Origin of the sequence: Psychrobacter sp. CAM01, assembly GCF_032842965.1 — a bacterium.
Classification (GTDB): Bacteria; Pseudomonadota; Gammaproteobacteria; order Pseudomonadales; family Moraxellaceae; genus Psychrobacter; species Psychrobacter celer.
Map to the genome: position 1 here is coordinate 162,679 of NZ_JAWJBL010000001.1, position 26,782 is coordinate 189,460.

Consider the following 26,782-nt stretch of genomic DNA (forward strand, 5'->3'; position numbering starts at 1 on the left):
TTTGCCTTTGCTGGCAAACGGCTTTTATTTGATTTGCTGTATCGCTTATTGATACATCGCTTATTGATACCTCATCCGCTAATACGTCACATTGACTGTATCGCTGTACTGATAAGTGCGTATCAAACGCAGCTCTACAATATCGCTCATGTCTTCGGTAAATTTACCAAAGGGTGCCGCTTGCCGCACTGACTGCTTTGCCGCTTCATCCAATATCGTTGAGCCTGAGCTCTCTAGCAAACGAATGGCTTTGACATTGCCATCACTACTGATAACCACCATCAAGCGCACATCACCGGTGATACCCTGCGCCCGAGCTTGCGCTGGATAATGCAGGTTGCCGACTCGCTCGACATGCTCACGAAACGTATTGATATAATCCGCTGCCGCGCCGCGCGTCGTCGAGTTACTATCGACCGTCACCACTTTTGATTTGGTCGCATAGACCTGCTGACGCTGGGACAACTGCGCCTCTAATGTCGCGATTTGTTTGCGCAGACGCTCTTCTTGCGCCAAGATATCATCTTGCTCTTGCGTACTGTCATTATCAGACTCGACGGTTGCCTGTCGCCAGCTCAAGGTGGTACGCAGGTAGCTTTCTTGATAGCGCTGCTGACGGGTCTGCCGCTGTAAATTGATCACATCTTGTGTCTCGCTCATTTGCTCAGCTGACAGCGGGCTGACCTGATCGGTTTCTTGTCTTAGTTGCTCTTCTATCGTGCCGCCACCGACCTGAGAGGCGTTGGCAATAAAGTGCGCGTCCTCATTTGGCTGCATGTTGTCCGTCAAGGCCTTGGCTACATCCTGCATCATCGCAGCCGGATCTTGCCCTATAGAAAAACTGATACCAAAAATAATCAGCACATGCACACTCACAGCGATGACGATCGCCATAGGCAGGCTTCTATCGCGCTTAGGGGCTTGCGCTGAAAAATGATAACTTTGTGAGTCTTTAATATAGGCCACAGTTGCTCTCAGCTTAAGGGTATGAGCGGCGCAGCACAAGTCTGCCGCTCATCTATGTATCAATGAATAGGCACCGCTAAGCGGTTGACTCATGCCGTGCCGAGGCTATCATAACATGACATAGAATTGCGTCGCCAGCACAACTGTCAAACAGGCGCGCCATCCACACTGCAAACAAATCATTTACGATAAAACGCCTGTGTTCATTTTGAAGCCACGATATTTGTTATATACTGCTTTATAAATGCTATAGTCAAGATACTATAAAACAAACACCATATCATTGGGATGCTTGCTTTCAATAATATGCAGGAACACAACAAGAAGTGCATACTTTAATAGCGCACTATAAGGATAATACGTTTGAGTGGCTTTGATAACATGAGTGATAACGTAAACAATTCAGACAGTTTTGATGAGTACTTTGAAAACATTGGCTATCGTTTTGATGAGTCATTTAGCGACGGCTGGGAGCGGCTCACCCAATCTGTTAAAAACTTTTATAACAAAACCACCGATAAGTTTGAAAACGAGTTGTCGCTGCCGGTAGCACAGCAATACGTCAACGATGCCTTGCAAAAGTTTGTCACCGACAATGTAAAATCCATCTTAGAGCTGCGCGTTGAGATGCATGACGACTGGTTTCGCCTATACTGTACGATTGATATCTCAGGCATCTATATCGAGGTCGCCAGTAACTTTAGCTTGATTCATGTACAGCTCGATCGCAATGTACAGCGTTTTGTCTTCGGCCAGCAGACCTATACCGATGTACTAAACCTGCGCTGCGAGTCTTTTATCAAGCGCCAAGGCATCAAGCTGTTTATCTGGTTTTATCATCGTATCCTCAAAAAAGACCCACTCGGCTTTATCTTATCGTATATCAACATTGCTCGTGCCAAAGACGAGGTGATCTACCTCGATATCAACCGCTGGCTAAAAAAGAACAAAAAAATCATCAGCACACTGCACAAGGTACAGGTCAATTATGGCGAGCTTGAAGAAGAGCAGATGATCTTAAAGACCCAGATCAACTATCGTGACCTACTGGCCGCTAGTAGCAATGAAGACATCATTAGCGACGCCGATGAGCCTGAGCTGATGCAAGGCCCGATCAACCCTGTCGCAGATGCCACCGAGCCCAGTCAGGTTTGATATCCAACTACATGGGCTATCAATCGTACGTAATAGACCATTAAAACGCCGCTACTTTTCGTCTATCAAGTAGCGGCGTTTTTGTACAGCGGCAATATAGCTTTTATTTATCAGATTTAAGCAAACACCTGTAGCGGCAGCTTTTATTAATATATCAATAGCCTTTACCAATAATTTTCTACCGCGATATTGCCCTCGCCGCGGCGGTTCATTACCAGCCCTAATGTCTTTAGGGCTTCTTTGGTGTTCTCTACCATCTCAGGGTTGCCGCAGAGCATCACATGGGTGCTGTCGACATCCAGCGCAATACCTGCACGCTCTTGTAGCGTACCGTCCAATAGCAGTTTTGGCAGGCGCTCCGTCAATGCGCCATCGACGGGCTCGCGAGTGACAATAGGGATAAAAATCAGCTTGGCAGGGTTGTCCACCAACGAGCCAAAGTCTGCTTGCAAGCGTTCAATCAGCTCAATATAAGCCAGCTCTTCTACCGAGCGCGCACTGTAGGCCAGTACGATATGCTCGTAGTCTTCCCATGTCTTTAGGTCTTGGAGCATCGATAAAAACGGTGCCAAGCCTGTACCTGTCGCCAATAACCATAAGTCTTTGGGCAAGGGTTTTTGGTAGCGAGCCAACGTCAAAAAGCCAAATGGCATGGTATTGAGAAGCAGCTCATCACCCACTTCTAAGTGCTGCAACTGCGAGGTAAAAGCGCCATCAGGAATGACAATAGAGAAAAACTCTAACACCTCATCAAATGGTGAGGAGACAATTGAGTAGGCACGAAATATGTCTTCGTCCAATGCTGCTAATGCCTCGTCCTGCTGCTGATAATACTTCAGCCGACTGGGGTTGACCCCCAAACGCACAAACTGCCCTGCAGTAAACTTAAAACTATCAGGACGGCTGACTGTAAAGCTAAATAAATTGGGTGTCCACGTGGTTTTACTGAGCACCGTTACTGTCTGAATATTGTCACTCATAATAGTTAATCACTCTCGTTTTTATTAATCGTTTTCTTTTAATACTTCTATTGATGGTTGTGTTTATTTGTTTTTAAAGGGGTCAAACCAAAAGATGCGCCAAGCTTATCATAAAGCTGGCGCATCTTGGGTGGTTTACCATCGCAGCGGACGTGCGGCACGATAGATTGCCGCACTGTAGCGTTTTTTTTGCTACCTATCTATCAGTACATTACCAGATACGTGCCATGCTTGCCCACTCAATCATACTGTTTGGTAAGATACCAAAGAACAAAATAATCGCTGTGACGGCGATGACCATGATACCACCCGTGCGAATACCCCACTGCCCTGCCACATCAAACTCAATGAACTGTTTAGGACGTTTAAACAAGGTCAGCAACACGCGCAAGTAATAAAACAGACCGATGGCACTGCCTAGGATAATCATCGCAGCCAAGAACCAGTTGGTCCCTTGTACCGCTGCCAATATCGCAAACAGCTTGGTGATAAATCCTGCGGTAAGCGGAATACCAGCCAGTGACAGCATCATAATGGTCATGACCGCCGTCAGCACTGGGCGACGCCAGAACAGCCCTTGATAGTGAGTCAGCTCATCGGCCTCACCTGCCAAGCGATAAGGACTCGACATCAAGGTCACTACCCCAAAGGCACCGATAGAGGTAAAGGCGTAGACCGCCATATACATACTAGAGATGCTATCGGCTGCGGTACCAATACTAACAATAACGATCAGCACATAACCCATATGCGCAATGGATGAATAACCCAATAAGCGCTTGAGACTGGTCTGACGTACGGCTAGTAAGTTACCTACCAATATCGACAAGGTCGCCATCACCATCAGCAGTATCTGTACAGACGGCAGCGCCAATAACGCAGTATCGATTAAGAAACGCACAGCCAAGGCCATCATCGCCACTTTTGAGACAGACGCCAAAAACGTAGCGATAGGGGCTGGTGCACCCTCATAGACATCGGGGGTCCACATATGAAAAGGAGCTGCTGAGAGTTTAAAGGCAATACCGAACAGCATCATCGCCGCCCCAAGTATCAAAAGTGGCGACTCAAATACATTACCTAATACCAAGCTTATCGGTTTGAACGCCAGCGCGCCCACCTCAGCGTAGATAAAGGCCATGCCCATCAGCAGTGTGGCCGATGCGGTCGCTGATAGCACCAGATACTTCAGCCCCGACTCAAGCGAACGATTACGCATATAAGTATAGGCCAATAAGCCATATAGCGGTATCGATAGCATCTCAAGACTCATAAAGAACGCCGCCAAATGCTGAGCACTGACCATCAGCAGCGCGCCGATTGTCGATAGCAACATCAGCAGATACAGCTCGTCTTTATTGTCTTTTAGGTTGGCAAGATAAGCATAAGACAGCGTACAGCACGCCAATGCACAGATAAAAATCACCACCATATTAAACTGGGCAAAATTATCGATGATAAATAACTGCTCAGCGCTAGGCGCAGCCTCGCCGCTACTGACGATACCAGCCATCTGCGCCAGCAAGGTAAATAGCCCAACGTTTAAGCCCACCACCGTAACAGTACCTGTCACCATATGTGAGCGTTTTACCGCGATGGCAATCATCACCACCAACACCGTAATCACTACGGCGATGATCGGTGCGTAAGGTAGCAATCCCATCAAATCATTCATCGTAATATCATTCATGACTTAACGTGCCTCCATTGCATCAAGCAGTTGCATGGCATCTACCTGTGTGACTTGACTGTATATATATGCATTATTGATCCACTGCATGGCGTGACTTGACGTATCAAGGAATGGCTGCGGATACAATCCTAGCCAGACCAAACCTGCTGCTAACATAAGCAGCAACGAAAGCTCACGCTTGCCCAAATCTTTTAGTCTACGCGTCGGCAGACCATGCGATTTGGTTTCGTGTATCGCCAGCGCTTCGATATTGTTTTTACCAAACAAGGCGCGGTGAATCAAAATGAGCGAGTATAGGCCTGCAAGTACCAAGCTGAACGTAGCAAAAACCACAAACACAGGATACTGAGCAAATGAGCCAAATAAGATCATAAATTCGCCAATGAAGTTACCCGTACCCGGGATACCCAATAAAGCGGCGCAAAAGAACATCAGTATCGGTGCATAGTAGCGGAACTGACCCCACATACCGCCCATCAAAGTCAGATCGCGCGTATGTAAGCGCTCATACAGCTGCCCTGCCATGATAAACAGTGCCGCCGAGCTAAGCCCGTGCGCCAGCATCTGAATCATCAGGCCTTGTAAGCTGATGAGCGTACCAGCATAGATGGCTAATACCACAAAGCCCATGTGCGAGACACTGGTATATGCCAATAGACGCTTCATGTCGGTCTGCATAAAGGCGAGCCACGCCCCATAAAAGATACCAATCGTCCCTAAGGTAATGGCAATCGGTGCAAACTCTTGCGACGCGGCTGGAAATAATGGCAAGACAAAACGAATCAAACCATAGGCGGCAGTCTTAATTAGCACACCGGCCAAATCCACCGAACCTGCTGTTGGTGCTTGAGCGTGCGCATCGGGCAACCAGCCATGAAAAGGTACAATCGGCAACTTCACCGCAAAACCGATAAAGAAGCACAGCATAATGGGATATTCCCAGCCGCCAAGCGAGGTGCCGAGCAAATCATTATAATTAAAGCTGACCACCCCAGTTTGTGCATAGCTGATAATGACGAACACCAAGATACCGATGAGCATGATTAGCCCAGACGCTTGGGTATAAATAAAGAACTTGGTCGCTGCGTACTCTTTGGTTTTGCCCACTACATCATGACCCCATAGCGCGATCAAGAAGTAGATAGGAACCAGCATCATCTCCCAAAAGAAGAAGAACAAAAACAGATCAATGGCCAAGAACACACCGATAACGCCGCCCAAGCTCCACAGTAAGTTGAGATGGAAAAAACCCACACGGCGCTGAATCTCGTTCCACGAACAAGCAACAGCGGCAATACCGAGCAGCCCTGTTAGACCCACCATTAGCAGCGACAAGCCATCTAGCGCCAAATGAAAGCTGATACCAAAGCTTGGTATCCACGGCACACTAAACTCAGCGACCCATGGCACGTTTGCATCTGGCGCGATCACCTGCTTACTCATACCGCTATAGTCGCCGTACTGCCATAGCACGAGTGACAAAGCAAAAGTTATGATCATCCCGATTAAGGCGATCCAGCGCGGCAGACGTTTATTAATCCGCTCTACCAGCCAGCATAGCAACCCTGCAATAAAAGGAATTGCAATCAATGCTGGTAGCATCCACGTTTGTTGTAACTCAATCATCTTATACCACCGTTATCATTACCAGCACGAGCAATACAGCAACGCCTAAGCCAAAGCTTGCAGCGTAACCTCGAAGTGACCCTGTTTGCGTCGCAGACAATACCTTATTACCTGCTGATGCCAGCTTAGGTAAGACATACCACGTTTTATCGATAGGGTCGGCTTTTAATAAGCGGCCGATGAACAAAAAGGGTTTTACAAAAAGTAAATCGTATAGCGCATCAAAACCTAGGCCGTGATAGCACCAGTGATACAGCGCGCCGCCGATACGCGAGCGCTTAAAGCTGGTAAGCAGGCGACCTTTATTGACCACATATAGCAGTGCGGCCAATACCAAACCTGCCAGCATCGCACCCATGGCGATATACTCTGCGGTATGCTTGGCCTCTGCTTGGCCAGCCACTTCTAATAGATTCCCAACACTCTGGGGCAACACACCTTGCAATGGCGGTGTAATCCACGCACCGATAGCGGTCGATAGTACCAAAAGCACAGTAAGCGGCAGCCAATATGACACCCCTGATAGCTTGTGCGCCTGGGTCTTTTCTTCACCAAAAAAGACAATCCAGATCATACGGAAGGTATAAATTGCCGTTAAAAATGCGCCAAACACACCCATGTAAAATAGTACTAAGTGACCGGTGGCATAGGTTTCCCAAAGAATCGCTTCTTTAGAATAAAAACCAACGGTGACCCAAGGTATCGCAGCGAGTGCTCCGCCACCGACGATATAACACCAAAACACCAAAGGTATCTTTTTGCGTAAGCCGCCCATCTTAAAGATGTCTTGCTCATGATGTACCGCTAGAATGACCGCACCTGATGCTAAGAACAACAGCGCCTTAAAAAAAGCATGGGTCATCAAATGAAAGATAGCCCCTTGCCATGCGCCAACGCCTAAGGCCAAAAACATATAGCCAATCTGACTCATGGTCGAGTAAGCAAGGATACGTTTGATATCAGTTTGCGCCAGCGCACAAAATCCAGCGACCACGAGCGTTAACGCTCCGACGCCGCCGACCCAGTACAATAAAATACCAGGGGTCAGCTCAAACAATGGATGCAGACGGGCGATTAAATATACCCCTGCAGTGACCATCGTCGCGGCGTGAATCAATGCTGATACTGGCGTCGGACCTGCCATCGCATCAGCAAGCCACGTATGTAGTGGCAGCTGGGCGGATTTACCCATCGCACCGCCCACCAGCATCATAGTGGTGAGCATCATTATAGGGTTGTTTAGGTCAAAGACTTCGGGCGCGCGGGTGATAATCTCTTGAATATGCAGCGTGCCGAACTCGCGAAACAATAAAAACAAACCAAAGGCTAAAAACACATCACCGACCCGCGTGACCGTAAAGGCTTTCATCGCCGCGCGGCCGTTGGCTCTATCATGGTAGTAATAACCAATCAGCAAGTACGAGCAAATACCCACGCCTTCCCAGCCCAGATACAGCAAAAATAAGTTATCTGCTAGCACCAGCAACAACATACTGGCGACAAATAAGTTCATATAGCTAAAAAAGCGGGCAAAGCCGGTATCGCCTTTCATGTACCAAGCGGCAAACATATGAATCAAAAAACCGATGCCCGTGATGATGCCTGTCATGGTCAATGCCAAGCCATCAAAACTTAGCCCAAAGCTCGGAGCAAAATCCCCGACCTGAAACCACGTCCACAGCGGCATCTCGATGACCGTACCTGCAGGGTGACTGGTCAAAAAAGTATAGCTGACGACGAGCGTACAAAGCGCAGATAGCAGCATGCTACCGACACCGACTATCCTCGCCACCTGCTCGGTGAGTTTATCGCGCATAAAGGCTAAGATTAAAAAGCCAATGAGCGGGAATATAAAGGTTAATGGTAATAAACTCATGACATCATCCTTTCATCTCATTGGCGCTATCGACATCGAGATGCCCACGCTTATGATAAAACCGCAATAATATTGCCAGACCGATTGAAGCTTCAGCCGCGGCCAAAGTCAAAATAAAGATAAACATAATCTGCCCATCTGGATCGACCCAGCGACTGCCTGCTACTACAAATGCCAATGCCGTCGCGTTCATCATAATCTCAAGACTCATTAGCATAAATAAAAAGTTACGTCGTACCATGACGCCGCACAGACCGATGGCAAATAAAATACCTGCCAAAATCAGTCCATGACTCATGGGTATCATACCCAGTACATTTTGCGCCTCAGCAGCTGGCTGTACTAAGCCTGCTACCTCGTGGGCAAACGGCACGTTTGACACATCTTGTGCCACGCTCGCTGCTAGTACCATCAGTCTGACTCCTTGCGCGTGACTCGTTGTACACCTACTTGCTTACCGACATAGTCATGCGGGTCAACATCTTTGTATTCATAAGGCTCCGCCATCTGTGCTGCATGGCTATCGTCGTTATCATATGATTTGATACTGCCGACAGCTGGCTGCACGTCTCGGCTACCATTGCCGATGACCTCATCATCTTTCGTCTCTTTGCCCAAGTGGTAGGCAGCAACCAAAGCGGCTAGCAGCAGTAGCGCCGCCACCTCGATGAGCATGACGTATTTGGTAAAAAGCACCGTACCGACTGCTTTGGCAGAGATGGAGGTACCACCAATCATCGCCGCGCCATCATGCCCCATACCTATCATCGCATACAGCACAACGCCAATGATGACCGTCAGGCCTGTCGGCAGCGCCCACGTGCCAGCATCAAGCCAGCGCTCTTCGCGCTCATCATTACTCATGCCTAAGTTGAGCATCATAATGACAAAGACGAACAGCACCATGATAGCGCCAGCATAGACGACGATCTCTAGCGCCCCTGCAAACGGCGCACCTAAGACAAAGAAAATACCTGAGATGGCGAGCAAAGACACAATCATCGACAAGATGGCATGTACTGGATTGGCCTGCGTCACCACGCGCAGGCTGGCAAATATCGCCACAGCAGCCAGCGCATAAAACCCTGCCAGCTCAGGGCTGTTTAAAATAGTCATCATGGTAGCAAGCTCCTTAGATCAATCGGTGCCGCTTCGTTTTGAGCAGCGCCTTTTGGTTTTTCCGCTACCGCCATACCGGTCACACGATAATAGTTATAATCAGGATATTTGCCTGGACCTGAGATGAGCAAATGCTCTTTTTCATAGACCAAGTTTTGGCGCTTATACTCACCCAGCTCAAAATCTGGCGTCAGCTGAATCGCTGTCGTCGGACAGGCTTCCTCGCACATTCCGCAAAAGATACAGCGCGAAAAGTTAATACGAAAAAACTCTGGATACCAGCGTCCATCGTCACGCTCGGCTTTTTGTAGTGAGATACAGCCTACTGGGCAGGCGACGGCGCATAGGTTACACGCCACACAGCGCTCATCACCATCAGGGTCACGCGTCAGCACAATACGCCCGCGAAAGCGTGGCGGCACTGGCACTGGCTCTTCAGGATAAAGAATGGTGTCACGTGGCCTGAGCGCATGACTGTTGACCATCCACATGCTGCGGACAATGGTAAAGATACCAATGACGGTCTTTTTTATGGTAGTAAACATGGGATTATTATCCTTATCAGCTTTACCCTAGTTCATCAATGATGGCTAGTAATGATTACAACGTTGGGGAAAAGATCAAAATGACCGCAGCAGTAACGATTAAGTTAATCAGCGTCACTGGCAGGCAGACTTTCCAGCCAAAGTTCATCACCTGATCATAGCGCGGACGCATGAGTGAGCCTCGAGCCAAAACAAATAGGGTCATAAAAAACAGCGTCTTAATCATGAACCAAAAAGCTGGTGGAATAAATGGAATATCTAAATTAAACGGCACAAGCCAACCGCCAAAAAACAAGCAGGTCATCAAGGCTGAAATCAGGACAACGTTGACATATTCCCCGATAAAAAACATACCGAACTTCATGCCTGAATACTCGACATGGTACCCTTCGGCCAGCTCTTGCTCGGCCTCTGGCTGATCAAATGGATGCCTGTGGGTCACCGCCACACCAGCGACCACAAAGGTCAAAAAGCCAAAAAACTGCGGAATAATATACCAGCCATCGATTTGTGACTCGACGATTTCGCGCAGATTAAATGAGCCGGTCAAGGCCACCACGCCCATCAATGATAAGCCTAAGAAAACTTCATAACTGATGGTTTGTGCCGCCGAGCGTAGGCCGCCCAATAGCGAGAACTTGTTGGCAGACGCCCAGCCGCCAAACATTACCGCATAGACGGCGATACCTGCCATGGCAAAAAAGAACAGAATACCAATATCCCAATCTGCTACCCCAAGGGTTGGTGAGATAGGAATAATGGCAAATGAGGCCAATGCGGTAAACATTGCGACCGCAGGTGCCAAGGTAAACATAAACTTATCGGTGAAGTTTGGTGTCCAGTCTTCTTTAAAGAAGATTTTGAGCATATCAGCGACCAGCTGCAAGGAGCCAAACGGCCCGACACGGTTGGGGCCATAACGGTCTTGCCATAAGGCCAGCATGCGGCGCTCATAGACAATCATCAACGCCGCCACAATCACGACCACCAAAAATATGACCAGTGCTTGCACCACCATAAATAAAACGGACCAAGTATCAAAGCTCATACTACTGGCCAAAAAGCTTGGCACATCAGGGATAATACGGGTAACTTGCATATTACACCTCCTGTGTGGTGGTCGGCGCGGTGCCAGTTGGCGCTGCGCGGTTGGTGGTATCGTCAGCGCTATCCGCCATATCGCCCCTCATTGTCACGGGCGCATCGACTTTACGGACTGAGGCTGGCATCGAAGGGTGAATGATGCTCACCTGTCCGACAGGATAACCAATACAGCCTTCTGCTAGATAACCGACAATCTGTACTGGCAAGGTGATTTGCTGTTTGTCAATCTCGATTGCTAAGTAATCACCAGCGGCAATATTCCAGTCTTTGGCATCATCCATACCGATACGCCATGCCGCCACCGGCAGCTGCTCGGCGACGATAGGACTGCGCGATGCCATCATTGAGCTGGCATAGATGTTGTAGATAGGCACTAGTTTGGCTTGCCCTTGCTGTATATCGGTCGTGGTCGCAGACAGTGCGTCTGGTGCGACATACTGACGTGTCGGTAGGCGCTCGAGCATATCAAACAAACGCACGCCTGGATCACCATTTTTTAGATGACCACCGACTTTGTCTTGGTATTTGTTCCATGCTTGCGGCGAGTTCCAGCCAGCAGCATGAGCAAAAGGAATCATCGAGCTTGGTGTTTGTTTGCCCGTGTAGCCTTCCATAGAGAAGGTCAAGCCTGTATCCAAGTCTTTTGGCTGCATTGGCTCATGCACTGAAATCGGCGCACGCATGGCGGTACGACCAGAGTAACGCCGCGGCTGACGCGCAATTTTAAGACCCGTGATACGGTAGTCCGCCTCGGGCGCGGCGCCCTTGATACCAGCAAGCTTTGGATGAGTAGCGATCAATGCATTGATGACATCATCAAGCTGTGTCCAATCCACATCACGGCCTTCGATACTGCTATGCACCGCATGCAACCAGCGCCAGCCTTCTTTAATGCTGCTCATCGGATGATAATAATTGTTGTCATACACTTGGAAAAAGCGCTGCGCACGGCCCTCAGCAGATATGAGCGTACCGTCCGCTTCGGCAAAACTGGCGGCTGGCAAGACAATATCGACGTCTTTGTACCAATCAAGCAGCTGATGATCAAGGGCGATGACGGTCTTATCAGCGAGTAATTGCGTCAACTTATTGGCATCAATGGCATCGGTCAGCTGGTTTTCTGCGACCACCACCACATCAAAGTCAGTGGCTAGTAGCTCTTCAACCGACTGCCCACCAAGCATACAAACGCCCATGCTATTGGCATCAGGCACCGTTAAATAAATACCTGCTTGTGCTTGATAGTTTTTATTGACTTCTTTTAGCTCATGGCTGTCCGCAGGCTCACGATTGATATCTTCTTGAGCCGCTTTATCTGTACCGGTTTGTGGTTTTTCAGGCTTGGCCACCAGCTCTTTGTTTTCTTCTGGCTGATCGTCCGCCGCCTGCGCTTGAGCTGCTGTGACCTTGGCATTGTGGGCATCGACTTTTTGTTGCTCGGTCGCTTTGATTGCCGCACGTTTTTGCGTGAGCGCCTGAGTAATCTGCGCCGCTGCTTCTATCAGTGCGGTAGAAGATAAGCTGCTACCCGAAACCACCAGCGGCTGATCGGCTTGAATCAAGTCATAAGCGATTTGCTGCGCGAGTGCCTGCATCGCATCGGTCTCGCGCTCGGCAGTATCGGCTTGCGGCGCTACAATCTGCGTCAAATCATCTGCCAGACCTGCAATCTCATCCGCTACTTTAAAACCAAGTTTAACAATATCTTCAGGAGTCGCCACCACGCTGGCTTTGCTGATGTCTTCTAGCTTGGTTTGCGTTACATCGATGACATAGACTGGGCTTAACGCATCTTGCGCGATACGCTTGACAGGCTCGGCAAGCCAGGGCTGCGTTTGCAGCGCCGCCGCCATTTTTAGGCCTTTGTTTTTTGCCGCTTGACGTACCGATAGCGCCACACGTGATGAGGTTTGGGTGATGTCTTCGCCCAACACCAGCACAGCATCATGCGCCTCGATATCAGTCATACTTGGGTTATAAATACCCTCGGTACTGAGCACTTCGATACATTTATTGACCAGTGCTTGCTGCTGATGATTGAGGCCGGTTGAAAAGTTATCAAAGCCGACCAAATTTTTTAGCGCAAAGTTGGTCTCGAGGCTGGCGCGCGGTGAGCCAATGCCGATGACTTTTTTGTCTTTGATGCGTTTGATGGTTTCATCAAGCGCGTAGTCAATATTGATTTTGACGTGTTTGTCATTGATACGCTCAAGCGCTTGAGTTGGACGATCAGCGCGGTTGACATAGCCATAACCAAAGCGGCCACGGTCACATAAGAAATAGCGGTTTACATCACCGTTATAGCGGTTTTCGATACGGCGCAGCTCGCCATAACGCTCACCGGGCGAGATATTACAGCCCGCCGAGCAGCCATGACAGATGCTGGGCGCATACTGCATGTCCCATTTACGATTGTAGCGATCAGAATGCGTTTTGTCAGTGAATACCCCAGTTGGGCACACTTCGGTTAAGTTGCCTGAAAACTCGCTTTCGAACTGACCGTCTTTATCACGGCCAAAATACACACGGTTGTTTGAGCCATAAACGCCCAAATCTTCGCCGCCTGCGTAGTCTTTATAAAAACGCACACAGCGATAGCACGCGATACAGCGGTTCATCTCGTGAGCGATAAATGGCCCAAGGTCTTGGTTATGATGCGTGCGCTTGGTAAAGCGATAGCGACGACGACTATGACCTGACATATAGGTCATGTCTTGCAAGTGACAATGCCCGCCTTCTTCACAGGTTGGACAGTCATGCGGATGGTTGGTCATGAGTAGCTCAACCATCGACTTGCGGAATGCCTTGGCTTCGTCATCCGTCACTGAGATATACATGTCATCGCCAGGAGCGACCATGCAAGACATCACCAGACGACCGCGCCCTGCTTCCATATCGTCTTTGTTTTGGAACTGCTTGACTGCGCACTGACGACACGAGCCGACCGAGCCAAGGGCTGGATGATAACAAAAATACGGCACATCAATGCCGAGTGATAAGCAGGCTTGCAGCAAGTTATCGCTGCTATCTACTTCGACAGTGGTACCATCAATATGTATGACTGCCATGCCGCTCTCCTTATTTCACTTCTGGCTGTTGGTTGGCTGCCGCATCAATGACATCGACACCAACCGCCTGCGCGATTTTTTGATCAAACTCAGGACGGAAATATTTAATCGCACTCATCAGTGGCTCCATCGCACCAGGCGCATGGGCACAGAATGTTTTGCCGATCCACAAGTCACGGGTGAGGCCTTCTAGTTTTTCCACATCGCCGACTTGTCCCTCACCATCATTGATGGCGGTAAGCAGCTTGACACCCCATGGCAGACCATCACGGCATGGCGTGCACCAACCGCATGACTCACGCTGAAAGAAAATCTCAAGATTGCGCAGCAGCGGCACCATGTCCTGCGCTTCATCGACGACCATAATCAGCCCAGTACCCATACGGCTACCGGCTTTTTGAATGGTGTCAAAATCCATCACCACGTCCAAATGCTCTGTGGTCAAAAAGTCGGTCGAGGCACCACCAGGCAACCATGCTTTGAGTGTCTTGCCATCTTTCATGCCGCCAGCCAACTCTTCGATGATCTCGCGAGCGGTATAGCCAAATGGCAGCTCCCATAGACCTGGGTCATTGACCAATCCTGAGCAGCCAAAGAGCTTAGTACCCGGGGTTTCACTTTTACCTTTGATCTTTGATAGTGACTGATACCACTCGACACCATGATTGAGAATCGCAGGCATATTATTTAACGTCTCGACGTTATTGACCACCGTCGGTCTGCCCCACGCCCCAGAGATTTGCGGAAACGGCGGCTTGGTACGAGGGTTGGCGCGGCGACCTTCTAGGCAGTTGATCAAGGCGGTTTCTTCACCGCAGATATAGCGGCCAGCACCCGTATGTACATGCAGATTAAAGCTAAAATCTGAGCCAAGAATGTTGTCGCCCATTAGGTTGTTGGCTAGACATTCTTCAATAGCTGTGACCAAGCGCTCAGCAGCTAAGATGTACTCGCCGCGGATAAAGATATAACCATCGGTGGCACCGATCGCATGCGCAGTAATGAGCATACCTTCGATAAGCTGAAACGGTAGGCGCTCCATCAATAAACGATCTTTAAAGGTGCCCGGCTCCATCTCATCGGCATTACAGATGAGATAGCGCGGCAAGCCATCTGGCGGCGACATAAACGACCACTTTAGACCGGCGTTAAAGCCTGCGCCGCCGCGCCCTCTGACATTGGCCGCCTTGATCATATTGCCGACTTCTTTTGGTGATTTGGACAATGCCTTTCTTAAACCCGTAAAGCCTTGTAGAGACTCATAAGTCGCTAAATCCAAAACGGCATCATGATGCGCCAAACGCCAAGTCAATGGTTTGGTTTCACTGGTGGCAGTCGCCTTATCCCCATAAATTGGTACACGCTGTTCATTTAGCTGGCTTGGCGCTTTACCTTGACCGCGACGAGCAATCTGTTCTGAAATCGTTAAACTCATGCGTATAGCTCCAATAATTGCGCGACCTCAGATGGCTGGACAGGACCATAAGTGTCTTCGTCTATCAGCACCGCAGGGCCTTTATCACAGTTACCCAAGCAGCAAATCGGTAATAGCGTAAAACGGCCATCAGCTGTGGTCTGCCCATACTCAATACCCAGCTGTGATCGAATTTCAGCCGATAATGCCTCATAACCTGTTAGATAGCAGGCCACTGAATCACAAATCAGGATGACATGACGGCCGACAGGCTGACGATAAATACGGTTAAAGAAAGTCGCAACGCCGTCCATATCCGACATCGGAATGTCTAATATATTGGCGATGGCATTGACCTGTGCATCATCGACCCAGCCGTTGCGCTTTTGCACGATTTTTAGCGCATCTAGCGAGGCGGCGCGCGCATGGGGGTAGTGATGCATATATTCATGAATGGCAGCAATCTCCTCAGGGGTGAGGATGCTGGCCACATCTACTTTTGGCATTTTGTCGGAAACAATTTTCATAATCTTCTATCTTTCCTCACTCATCATGCTAAGCACCTAGTCACTACAGCCTTATCATCGCTGACATAAAGACACTGTATGATATTGACAGGTGATCGCATTTTGGCGTGCCATCAGGCAATAATATATTGATTGACTTATCTTAAAAAAACACTCATCTCAAGTCACAGCGCTAGCGGTCACAGTCTGCCATCACAATATCAATCGATGCCAGATACATAATGGCGTCAGAGACCAAGGATCCATTAATCACTGACGGCATCTGCTGCAAATGAGCAAATGTCGGGGTGCGAATACGAGTACGATAACTCATCGTAGCTTTGTCAGAGGTGATGTAGTAACTGTTGAGGCCTTTGGTCGCTTCCACGATGGTAGCGCACTCACCCGCTGGCATCACAGGGCCCCAAGAGACAGAGATGAAGTGGTTGATCAGCGTCTCAATGTCATTTAGCGTACGGTCCTTTGGCGGTGGTACCGCTAGCGGATGGTCGGCTTTGTACGGGCCTTGCGGCATGTTGTCCATACACTGGCGGATAATACGCAGCGACTGGCGCATCTCTTCGACTTTTACCATACAGCGATCATAAGCATCACCGTTGTAGCCGATAGGCACTTCAAAGTCAAAATTCTCATAGCCCATGTATGGACGCGCCTTACGCAGATCAAAGTCCACCCCTGTCGCGCGTAGACCAGCTCCAGTGACACCCCAAGCCAAAGCCTGCTTGGCATTGTACTGTGCCACGCCTTGAGTACGGCCCTTGAGTACACTGTTTTGTAGTGCCGCTTTGACATACTCATCCAAACGCTTGGGCATCCACTCCAAAAACTCACGTACCAAGCGCTGCCAGCCACGCGGCAGGTCAGCAGCCGTACCGCCGATACGGAACCACGCTGGATGCATACGGTAGCCGGTGACGGCTTCGATGACATCATAGGCTTTTTGGCGGTCGGTAAACATATAAAATACCGGCGTCATGCCACCGGCATCCTGAATAAAGGTACCGACATACAATAGGTTGTTGGTAATACGGAAAAACTCGCTCATCATCACGCGGATGGTCTCAGCGCGCGGCGGTACCTTAATACCAGCGAGCTTTTCCACCGACATGATGTAGGGCAGCTCATTCATCACCCCGCCCAGATAATCGATACGGTCGGTATAAGGGATAAATGAGTGCCACGTCTGACGCTCAGCCATCTTTTCTGCGCCGCGGTGGTGATAGCCAATATCAGGAATACAATCAACGACTTCCTCGCCATCGAGCTGTAGTACCAAACGAAAAGCACCGTGCGCTGAGGGGTGGTTAGGCCCGATGTTCAAAAACATAAAGTCTTCATCGCGGCCCGAGCGCTTCATACCCCACTCTTCTGGGACAAAACGCAGGTTTTCTTGCTCGTATTGTTGTTTTGCCGCGTTTAGGAAATACGGCGTAAATTCAGTGGCGCGCGCGTGATACTCTTTGCGCAGTGGATGGCCTTCCCAGTATTTCGGTAATAAGATGCGCGTCAGATGTGGGTGGCCACTAAAGACAATCCCAAACATATCCCAGACTTCGCGCTCATACCAATTGGCATTTGGCCAAATCTGCGTGGCGCTCGGCAGCGTCAAATCGTCTTCATCTAGCGCCACTTTGATACGCACATCACTATTGCGCTCAAGCGACATCAAATGATAAAACACCGTAAAGTCGCTATCTGGCAGACCTGCACGGTGCTGGCGCAACCGCTCATCTATCGCGGATAAGTCAAATAGCATGACATAGGGCTTGGGCAACTTGCGCAAGAATAACAATATCTCAAGCAAATCTGCGCGCGCCACCCACACCGTTGGAATCTCATCAACCGTATGCTGCACCACAAACTTGCCAGCATATTTATGGGTAAGCTCTTGGATGACTGCTGGAGCAGGCTTGCTCTTAGGACCCCTATTGTTAGGATCTGTGTTTTCGACTACCGTGACCATGAATGATGTATTCCTTCATTAATCATAACTAAACGATGTTAATCATAACCGAACTGTGATGGGCGTACGCGTATTGAGCACGTCTACGAATTATTAACGATAAAACCCTAGCCAGACTACATAACCGCTGGCGCTAACAGCGCGCTTAGATACTGTCTGGGCTGCGCAGGTTTTTTACCGCGATACGGTCTGCCTGTTTGCGATCGCGCTCAGGCGTCATTTGCGGCTGGTAGATACCCTGCTCATTGACATGGACACCCAGCGGACGGCGCTCTTTGGTAATAGACTCTTGTAGCAGCATCAGCCCCTGAATCAGCGCTTCTGGACGCGGTGGACAACCTGGCACATAAACGTCGACAGGGATGATCTTATCCACGCCCTGTACGACAGAGTAGATGTCATACATACCGCCTGAGTTGGCGCAGGCACCCATTGATATGACCCACTTTGGCTCTAGCATTTGCTCATAAAGACGCTGGATAACAGGGGCCATTTTGACAAAACAAGTCCCAGCAACGATCATCACATCGGCCTGACGCGGCGAGGCGCGAATGACTTCGGCACCAAAGCGCGACAAGTCATGAACCGCAGTTAACGTGGTGGCATATTCGACATAACAGCAAGAGGTACCAAAGTTAAATGGCCAAAGCGAGTGCTTGCGACCCCAGTTTGCTGTTGAATGGACAAGGTCTTCGAGACGACCCATAAAGACGTTTTTATTGACTTCATCTTCGATAGGGTCATTGACTGTTTGACTGGTCTGAGCAGGATAGGTATCTGCATCAGGGTTGGCTTTTGTTAATGTGTATTTCATAACATACAACCTTTATATGGGGCACTGCAGGACTACCTTCTTGCCACCGCGCGCGCCCATTATTCATAAGTGATCATTGATATACCATCATAAAACCCTAAGGTTTTGTACAGCTTGACCGTCTTAACGCTCAACACTGTCTTTTTGCGCAGACGTGGCAAAATCCACGGAGGTCACATTGCCCGTGGTATTGATATGATCGATATTTTGTAGATGGCGACGATTGGTCTCGATATTGTTTGAGACGTTGATCTGCCCTGATGACTGCGCTGGGACTTTACCTGTCGGATCGACCATCAGCTCGTGCGCCCCATCAAAACGGGTGATGTCTGCCAAATTAAATCCAGCTGGCGCTGCATGTAGCCGAGGTTTTTTGCGGCGCTTGTCCGCTGGTGCCCAGTTCATCGCGCCCAGACTCAGCTCATATATCAGACCAATGATTAAGATTGTGATAAAGATAGCGGCGGCGGCAAACCCTAACCAGCCTGCTTCACGCACTGAAACGGCATACGCATAAAGATAAAGCGCCTCTAAATCGAAAATCACAAAGAAAATCGCCACCAAATAAAATTTGGCAGACAGACGAATACGGGCGTTGCCTGCTCCGACAACACCCGCTTCAAATACTTCTTCTTTTTGTGAGCCTTGAGAGCGACCGCCAAGCAAACGCGGCACGACCAGCATAAAAACAACCAGCCCAATGGCGGCTAAGATAAAAGCAATTGCTGACCAATTAAAAGCAGACATGATAATACGTGCTCCTCACCCAATCGAGTGTCAAGCGCCGCGCAGAGACTGACCAACAAGGGTCGGTGGGCGGCAGGCTTGACGCAGACGAAAACACAAAGCGACTGTCATTGAGCCACTGTATTTAAGTAACGACTAAATAACCATATTAGGTACTGTGCTGGTAATAGCCAATTATCAAGTGTATTGACGACGATGTCAGATATGACCAACTGTAGAGGTTCCGCTAGACATACGGAGCAAGCTGGTCGTCTAACCCCGCTTGTAACAACGTAAGATCAACTTATTAAATCAATATCATATCGCACTGCTTACTTAATTGATTTAATAACTCATTACACGTAGTCAACAATGGACGAGACAACTGGCATAAATTATTTACGTACTATACGCATTTCAGTGCCCAAAAGCTAGTTTTTAACTGTATTGAACGGTCACTTTCTCTATAAAAAAAATATGTTTTTTTTATTATAAATTATGATATAGACGTTACCTTATATTAACCCCAAATCCATAACTTTTACTTATGATTGATATCATATCATTGTTAAGCAAAACCGCTTGGCTTTACTTGGCATCTCTGCGCGTCCATCTCCTCCCCAAAGTCGTTGTTTTTGCTTTATAATACCTCACCGAATTTTAATGATGTCTCGCCATTGGCACAAAGACACCTTTGGCAGCGTCTCAATCATCTTTGGTAATGATAAACCTACAGCACGATATCTGATGAAAAATCTTAGCATATATTGGCAATACTTGTTTGTCCCTCTTAGATGACAGTGATGGTTTATTTTTATCCAGTGGCTGTCGGTACAGTGTTTATACCGCTATAGCCAGTTCACTATAAAATGTTATAGCAAGGCTGATAGAAATTTTTGCAGCCTCTGTCTGCAGCGGCATAGCACGCCAGAAAATTTTTATCGGCCTTTCTGGTCAATAAACGCATGACGCTTTTATTTAGAATCGACGATATTTTATCTTTTGCTTTTGTCTTACAGGTCACGTTATGAGTCAACTCAATCCCAAACAATCCGAGGCCATGCTCTACGTCTCAGGCCCACTACTGGTGCTGGCGGGTGCCGGCTCTGGCAAGACATCAGTGATCACCCGCAAGATTGCGTATCTAATTGAAGAGTGCAACATGCCAGCGGAGCGTATCACCGCGGTGACCTTTACCAACAAGGCGGCGCGCGAGATGAAGGCGCGTGTCAGCAAGCTACTCCCTAGCGAAAAGATGCGTGGTCTGACAGTCTCAACCTTTCACCAATTTGGTCTACAGTTTTTGCGTTATGAGCTGATGCATACGCCGCTCAAGGGCAATTTTTCTATCATGGACAGCGACGACAGTAAGCGCCTGTTGATGGAGCTGATGATGCGCGACAACCTAAGCGGTGCTGAGAGTCGTGAGCTGGTCGGCAAAGCCATCAAGATGATCTCAGACTGGAAAAACGACTTGATTGAGCCGGATAAGGCGATGGAGACGTTGGACGATCCAGAGGACATGATTTTTGCCACGCTATATGGTTTATATGAGCGCAATCTGCGCGCGTATAACGCTGTGGACTTTGATGATTTGATCGTCTTGCCGACCAAGATACTGCGTGAAAACAGGGAGCTGCGCGACAAATGGCAAAACCGCATTCGCTACTTATTGGTCGATGAGTATCAAGATACCAACACCGCCCAGTACGAGATGATCAAATACTTGGTCGGGCCGCAAGGTCGCTTTACCGTGGTCGGCGATGACGACCAGTCGATCTATGCGTGGCGCGGTGCCAAACCTGAAAACATGGCACTGCTCAAAGAAGATTTTCCCAAACTAAAAATCGTCATGCTCGAGCAAAACTATCGCTCGACTACCCGTATCTTGACCTCAGCCAACGCGGTAATTCTTAACAACGAGCATTTATTTGAAAAAAAGCTCTGGTCGGATAAAGGTCAAGGTGAAAAGATCCGCATCATCAACTGCCGTAATGACGATGACGAGGCCGAGCGCGTCGCCAAAGAAATCGTCACACACAAGCTGCGCTTTGGCAATGAGTGGGAGCAATACGCGGTGCTTTATCGCAGTAACTTCCAAGCACGTATGCTCGAGGCACAGTTGCGCCAATTGCAAGTGCCCTATAAGCTTTCTGGCGGTCAGTCGTTTTTTGCACGCAGTGAAATCAAAGACATCATGGGTTACCTGCGCCTGATATTAAACCCAGAAGATGACAGTGCGTTTTTGCGTATCATCAATACGCCCAAACGCGGTATGGGCCCTGCGACGCTTGAGAAGTTAGGCTTATTTGCCCAAGAGCATAGCATCTCCCTACTCGCCTCTTGTACCCATGCGGGCCTTTCGCACGTATTGCCATCCAAAGCCTATGGTACGATAAAGGAGTTTGGCGAGTTTATCGAGCACTATACCCGCGAGCTGGATCAGCACCCTGACCCTGTGCCCATCGTGCGCCAGATGATTGATGAGACAGGCTATATCGACTTTGTCCGCAGCGACGCCAAGACGCCGCAGCAAGAAAAAAACCGCCTTGACAATATCGACATGCTCTACACCAGTATTCAGTCGCTGATCAACCGCGCAGAAGACGATGAAGATCGCACCATTGATACCATCATTCGCAAGCTGGTATTGCTCGATATGCTCGAGCAGCAGCAAGAAGAAGAAAACACCAATAAAGTCAATCTGATGACCCTGCACGCGGCCAAAGGCTTGGAGTTTGATTTTGTCTATATCATGGGGTTAGAAGAAGAAATGCTGCCGCATCGCAACTCTATCATCAGTGAGACCATCGAAGAAGAGCGGCGTTTGATGTACGTGGGCATCACCCGCGCGCGCCGTGAGCTGACGCTGACGCTGGCAACCCAGCGCCGCGCTGGTGGACAAATGCGCGTCACCTCCGAGTCGCGGTTTTTAGATGAGCTGCCAGAGGATCATATCGACTGGCCTGCCAAAGCCAAAAAGAAAAAAGCCAGCAAAGACCCTGAAAAAGTCGCTGATGAATATTTGGCCAATATTCGGGCATTATTGGGCAATCGTTAACGGTTACTAAACGTTCAGCGAGCGCAGCTCGTCTCCGTCTTTGTTATTATAAGGGCACAGCACAAAAAACATCGACATGGCTGAGTGATGAGACAACTACCGAGTGAATTAAAAACACGCCCTAGTACCTGTTCTAGCATTTGTAAAAAACATTGGAACCTTTATGCCTACGCCACCGCCTGAACAAGAACGACCATCGACCCTGCAAGGAGATTACAATCCTGCAGAGTATAGCGCTGAGTACAAGCTGCTGTATTTACAAGGTCTGGTGGCTGACAGGGCATTTGAGGACATTACCGCGTTTTTAGAAAAGCAGTCAGAATATGAAATTGCCAGCTTACTTGAGTCTTTTCCAGCACAAAACCGCCTGCTGATTTGGGAGCAAGTACCCGATAATATCAAAGGTGAGGTGCTGGCCGAGCTAGAAGTCGATACGCGCCAGCCGTTGATGGAAAACATCTCCTCCAAAGAGATATCGCTTTTTACACAAGACCTAGATGCCCAAGACATCTCAGAGATTTTGGACACGGTGACCGACAGCGTCCGCACCTCGGTGATGGCGACGCTGGACGAAGATATCCGTGTGCAGGTCAATAAGCTCGACACCTATGTCGATTGGGAAGTCGGTAGCTATATGGACCCTGATCTCATTCAGGTCAGAGACGACATTACGCTGGCTGAGGTACAAGACTGGCTGCGCGACAATGACGATCTGCTCGATGACGAAAGCCAAGAGCTGTTGGTCGTCGATCAAAGCCAGCAGTTGCTTGGGCTGCTAAGCTTGGTGGATTTGATCAAACATGATCAAACGACTTTGGTTTCAGCGCTTATCGACCCTGCCGTCACCATCAATGATCGCCTCGATATCACCGATGCGGCGGCGATTTTTCGCTCAGAAGACATTCGTTTTGCCCCTGTCATCAACAGCCATGGCGAGCTGGTCGGTCAGTTGAATGGCGAGGACATCATGGAGATTATCCAGGATGATGTCGATAGCACCATGAAAAACCTCGCAGGTGTCAGCCAAGATGAGGAGCTGTTTGCTCCTATCTTGACCAGCGCCAAAAGCCGTAGTATCTGGCTCGGTATCAACCTGTGTACCGCGCTATTGGCGGCGGCGGTCATCGGTCAGTTTGAGGCGGTGTTGGCAAAAGTGGTAGCGCTGGCGATTTTAATGCCCGTGGTTGCCAGTATGGGCGGTATCGCTGGCTCGCAAACCTTAACAGTCGTCATTCGTGGTATAGCGATGGGTCAAATTGGTGGCTCCAACCGTTTATGGCTACTGAATAAAGAGCTGTGGGTCGGCGCGATAAACGGTATGATATGGGCAATCATCATGGCGATTATCGCCCAATTGTGGTTTCATGATATCAAGATCAGTGCGGTCATTGGCTTGGCAATCGCCATCAATATGACTGCAGCCAATGTTTCAGGCATTAGCATTCCTTTACTCCTAAAACGCATGAATATCGACCCTGCTCTATCAGCGTCAGTGATTTTGACCACCGTCACTGATATTGTCGGTTTTATGTCGTTTTTGGGCCTAGCAAGTGTGCTGATACTGTGATTGAGCACCAAAACAGTCATGTAGTAGTCATTGACTTTTTTGTTTTTACAAAGCCAATCGGCTTCGCCTGAATCAGGCATTTTTTTGAATTTAATTTACAACCTATCCAATCGTTGAGTGAGTGTGTTATGCAAGCTGTACAAGTAAAAGTGTTAAACCCGAAAATCGTTGAAGACAAAGCATTTTCTTTGCCGACACGTGCAACCGATGGCAGTGCTGGTATTGATTTGCGCGCCTGTATCGATGCGCCTTTGACCATCGAAGCCGGGGAAACACATCTTGTCGGTACAGGTCTGGCTGTGTATATCGAGGACCCTAACTATGCTGGGATGATTCTGCCGCGCTCAGGGCTGGGCCATAAGCACGGTATTGTTTTGGGGAATTTGGTGGGTTTGATCGATGCCGACTACCAAGGCGAGCTGATGGTCAGTATCTGGAATCGCAGCGGTGAGGATTTTGTATTAAACCCAGCAGAGCGTATGGCGCAGTATATCGTCGTCCCTGTCGCTCGTCCTGAGTTTACCGTGGTGTCAGAGTTTAGCGATACCAGTGCGCGCGGCGCGGGCGGTTTTGGTCATTCAGGTCGCCAGTAGACCGACTTGCTTTTTGACTATTTAATGACTGTCGCTTGAATGGAAGACAGCCCCTAGAAAACCTCTACTATTTTAACTATCACGCCATAAGGAGAGTAAGCGATGCCATCTTTTGCTGCGCAGCAATCCTTATTTCGTGCTTATGATATTCGCGGGCCGCGTCAGCATTTTACCACCGATTTTATTCAAGCGTTGGGGCACGCTTTTGCCCATCTGTATCAAACTGCCGAATACCGAGACACCAGCGCTGATATGGATGTTTTGGCAAATGTCGATCCGTCAAATATCAGTCAGTCAAACACTGATCAGCACAGCATTGATCAGCAGCATATCCTTCCTAATACCATAAACAATACCAACAAACAAAGCATCGTCGTCATCGGCTACGATGTGCGCTGCAGCAGTGATGACATCGCACATACCTTAGCGACTATCTTGGCACAGCATGGCCTGCATGTCATTCAGCTCGGTTTGGTGACCACGCCGATGATGGCATATTGGGCGGCGCAATATCAGGGACATGGCATCATGGTGACCGCCAGTCACTCGGCCAAAGATATCTTAGGTATAAAATGGCTGGTAAACCATCAGTCCCCTAGCTGTGCTGAGATTCAGGCGCTCTATCAGCAGCTAGCGCCTCCTGATACGCAGCTTGCTCTGACTGCAGCGATAGGTTCGACTGGGCATCTGCCAACGGAGCAAGTGAGTCATGGCTATATCGACGCCATTTATCATGTTTTTAGCCAGCTATACCCTCTATACCCTATAAGTGGTGAGCAGGCCTGTGATAAAGCATCGCACCCTCACGGACAACACAGCACAGCCCAGCAGCCATGCAGCGACTGGCGCCATGCTGCGCCCAAGCTTGAGCTGACGGTAGTGATCGACTGTATGCACGGGGCGACCAGTCACATCGCTCAGCCTTTATTTCAGCGTTTTTTTCAGAGCGTTATCATGCTTAATGATACAGCAGACGGCCATTTTCCTTTAGGTAACCCCGACCCTACTGAACCAAGTCGGCTCAAACAGTTGCAGCAAGCGGTCACTGCGCACAAAGCCGATATCGGACTGGCGTTCGATGGCGATGGCGATAGGCTGATGGTCGTCGATGAAAATGGCAAGACAGTGATGCCGGATCATTTGTTGTATCTACTGGCAAAATCCGCGCTCTGCGATAGCGCGCCTAATCCAGCCTCAACTGCGGTGCCTCAAGTACTGTTTGATATTAAGTGCTCTCACCATCTGCCTGCATTGCTGGCCGAGCTGGGCGCTGAGCCTATCGTAAGCCGGACGGGGAGCAGTCTGATGCGCCAGCAGATGCAGCATACCGATAGCCGCATTGTCTTTGCAGGCGAGCTATCAGGGCATTTTATTTTTAATGATAAGCATTTTATCGCTTATGATGATGCCATGTACGCGGCTTTACGATTATTACATGGATTGGCCGCTCAGCCGGACGATGCTACCCAAACCTCCTTAGCAGCTATCACCCAAAGCCTGCCTACGATGGTCAGTACCGCCGATCATTATCTGCCAATACCGCCTGCCCTCACGCGCGAGCGCTCTATCGTGACGCAGCTACAGGTTTTTTGTCAGTACATACAGCAGCTCATGGATGCAGCCCGCGAGCAGTCAGATACAGCAGAGTCTCAAAAACATTGTTTGGTCAATCCCGCCTGCAGTCACACGGTTGCTAATGAGCGCTCGTCTTGTGATTGTGCGCAACTGCCCGCTATCACCTTAACGCAGGCGCGTCAGTTATTGCCTATCGGCACGAGGCTGAGCTGTATCGACGGTGTGCGCTTGGATTTTGCGCATGGTTTTGGCGTATTGCGGCAGTCCAATACCAGTCATCACCTGACCGCGCGCTTTGCAGGTGATAGTCTTGACGATTTAAAAGAAGTACAAAACAGATTTGCCGCTTTGTGCCGACCCTTTGATCAAAGACTGGCAGAGCAAATCATCGCGATTGCTGCTGAATAACT

General features: G+C 49.1%; 20 protein-coding genes. 5 read left to right on the top strand and 15 right to left on the bottom strand.

The features are described 5' to 3' along the window. Nucleotides 1-78 precede the first annotated feature (78 nt). On the bottom strand, nt 79-966 hold the full coding sequence (locus R0I52_RS00770; protein ID WP_317052744.1) for an energy transducer TonB: 888 nt from the start codon (nt 964-966) through the stop codon (nt 79-81). Nucleotides 967-1,347: 381 nt separating this feature from the next. Between R0I52_RS00770 and R0I52_RS00775 the strand changes: the two genes are divergently transcribed. After that, nucleotides 1,348-2,121, top strand: coding sequence for a hypothetical protein (locus tag R0I52_RS00775; RefSeq protein WP_317052745.1), 774 nt, complete (start codon nt 1,348-1,350; stop codon nt 2,119-2,121). 164 nt (nt 2,122-2,285) lie between these two features. Here R0I52_RS00775 and R0I52_RS00780 read toward each other — a convergent pair whose 3' ends face one another. The 14 genes from R0I52_RS00780 to ndhC form a co-directional block, all read right to left on the bottom strand. Continuing rightward, nucleotides 2,286-3,104, bottom strand: coding sequence for a ferredoxin--NADP reductase (locus R0I52_RS00780; protein WP_410524020.1), 819 nt, complete (start codon nt 3,102-3,104; stop codon nt 2,286-2,288). A gap of 208 nt (nt 3,105-3,312) precedes the next feature. Continuing rightward, nucleotides 3,313-4,791, bottom strand: a complete 1,479-nt coding sequence (locus R0I52_RS00785; RefSeq protein ID WP_317052747.1) for an NADH-quinone oxidoreductase subunit N — start codon at nt 4,789-4,791, stop codon at nt 3,313-3,315. Between the two features lie 3 nt (nt 4,792-4,794). Then, nucleotides 4,795-6,420, bottom strand: a complete 1,626-nt coding sequence (gene nuoM / locus R0I52_RS00790; RefSeq protein WP_317052748.1) for an NADH-quinone oxidoreductase subunit M — start codon at nt 6,418-6,420, stop codon at nt 4,795-4,797. A 1-nt stretch (nt 6,421) separates the two neighbouring features. After that, nucleotides 6,422-8,296 (bottom strand): NADH-quinone oxidoreductase subunit L, encoded by a 1,875-nt coding sequence (gene nuoL, locus R0I52_RS00795; protein WP_317052749.1) that lies wholly within the window; start codon nt 8,294-8,296, stop codon nt 6,422-6,424. A 4-nt stretch (nt 8,297-8,300) separates the two neighbouring features. Continuing rightward, nucleotides 8,301-8,609 (bottom strand): NADH-quinone oxidoreductase subunit NuoK, encoded by a 309-nt coding sequence (gene nuoK, locus R0I52_RS00800; protein WP_075101564.1) that lies wholly within the window; start codon nt 8,607-8,609, stop codon nt 8,301-8,303. Nucleotides 8,610-8,707: 98 nt separating this feature from the next. After that, complete coding sequence (nuoJ, locus tag R0I52_RS00805) at nt 8,708-9,415, bottom strand: NADH-quinone oxidoreductase subunit J (protein ID WP_317052750.1); 708 nt, start codon at nt 9,413-9,415, stop codon at nt 8,708-8,710. Continuing rightward, the gene (gene nuoI / locus R0I52_RS00810) at nt 9,412-9,960 is read right to left on the bottom strand and encodes an NADH-quinone oxidoreductase subunit NuoI (protein ID WP_198335865.1); all 549 of its coding nucleotides are present in this window, start codon (nt 9,958-9,960) and stop codon (nt 9,412-9,414) included. Before nuoI ends, nuoJ begins: the two co-directional genes overlap by 4 nt. Nucleotides 9,961-10,015: 55 nt before the next feature. After that, the gene (gene nuoH / locus R0I52_RS00815; RefSeq protein ID WP_317052772.1) at nt 10,016-11,008 is read right to left on the bottom strand and encodes an NADH-quinone oxidoreductase subunit NuoH; all 993 of its coding nucleotides are present in this window, start codon (nt 11,006-11,008) and stop codon (nt 10,016-10,018) included. A 52-nt stretch (nt 11,009-11,060) separates the two neighbouring features. Continuing rightward, the gene (gene nuoG, locus R0I52_RS00820) at nt 11,061-14,132 is read right to left on the bottom strand and encodes an NADH-quinone oxidoreductase subunit NuoG (RefSeq protein WP_317052751.1); all 3,072 of its coding nucleotides are present in this window, start codon (nt 14,130-14,132) and stop codon (nt 11,061-11,063) included. Between the two features lie 10 nt (nt 14,133-14,142). Beyond that, nucleotides 14,143-15,567 carry an NADH-quinone oxidoreductase subunit NuoF gene (nuoF, locus tag R0I52_RS00825; RefSeq protein WP_317052752.1) on the bottom strand — a complete coding sequence of 475 codons (1,425 nt, stop codon included), beginning with the start codon at nt 15,565-15,567 and terminating at the stop codon, nt 14,143-14,145. Beyond that, complete coding sequence (gene nuoE, locus R0I52_RS00830; RefSeq protein ID WP_075101455.1) at nt 15,564-16,073, bottom strand: NADH-quinone oxidoreductase subunit NuoE; 510 nt, start codon at nt 16,071-16,073, stop codon at nt 15,564-15,566. The genes nuoF and nuoE overlap by 4 nt, the downstream gene beginning before the upstream one ends. A 172-nt stretch (nt 16,074-16,245) precedes the next feature. Beyond that, nucleotides 16,246-18,036, bottom strand: coding sequence for an NADH-quinone oxidoreductase subunit C/D (gene nuoC, locus R0I52_RS00835; protein WP_317052753.1), 1,791 nt, complete (start codon nt 18,034-18,036; stop codon nt 16,246-16,248). 145 nt (nt 18,037-18,181) lie between these two features. After that, nucleotides 18,182-18,850 carry a NuoB/complex I 20 kDa subunit family protein gene (locus R0I52_RS00840; protein ID WP_105244960.1) on the bottom strand — a complete coding sequence of 223 codons (669 nt, stop codon included), beginning with the start codon at nt 18,848-18,850 and terminating at the stop codon, nt 18,182-18,184. 123 nt (nt 18,851-18,973) lie between these two features. Beyond that, nucleotides 18,974-19,597, bottom strand: coding sequence for an NADH-quinone oxidoreductase subunit A (gene ndhC / locus R0I52_RS00845; protein ID WP_192994816.1), 624 nt, complete (start codon nt 19,595-19,597; stop codon nt 18,974-18,976). Between the two features lie 1,006 nt (nt 19,598-20,603). On the opposite strand from ndhC, the gene R0I52_RS00850 reads away from it, so the two are divergent. The 4 genes from R0I52_RS00850 (at nt 20,604) to R0I52_RS00865 (ending at nt 26,780) form a co-directional block, all read left to right on the top strand. Then, nucleotides 20,604-22,637, top strand: a complete 2,034-nt coding sequence (locus R0I52_RS00850; protein WP_075101451.1) for a UvrD-helicase domain-containing protein — start codon at nt 20,604-20,606, stop codon at nt 22,635-22,637. 163 nt (nt 22,638-22,800) lie between these two features. After that, nucleotides 22,801-24,204: a magnesium transporter gene (mgtE, locus tag R0I52_RS00855; protein ID WP_317052754.1), complete on the top strand. Its 1,404-nt coding sequence runs from the start codon at nt 22,801-22,803 to the stop codon at nt 24,202-24,204. A 128-nt stretch (nt 24,205-24,332) separates the two neighbouring features. Then, entirely contained in the window at nt 24,333-24,797 is a 465-nt protein-coding gene (gene dut / locus R0I52_RS00860) for a dUTP diphosphatase (RefSeq protein ID WP_317052755.1), read from the top strand. Nucleotides 24,798-24,899: 102 nt separating this feature from the next. After that, nucleotides 24,900-26,780 carry a phosphomannomutase gene (locus R0I52_RS00865; RefSeq protein ID WP_317052756.1) on the top strand — a complete coding sequence of 627 codons (1,881 nt, stop codon included), beginning with the start codon at nt 24,900-24,902 and terminating at the stop codon, nt 26,778-26,780. The last annotated feature ends 2 nt before the right edge of the window (nt 26,781-26,782 follow it).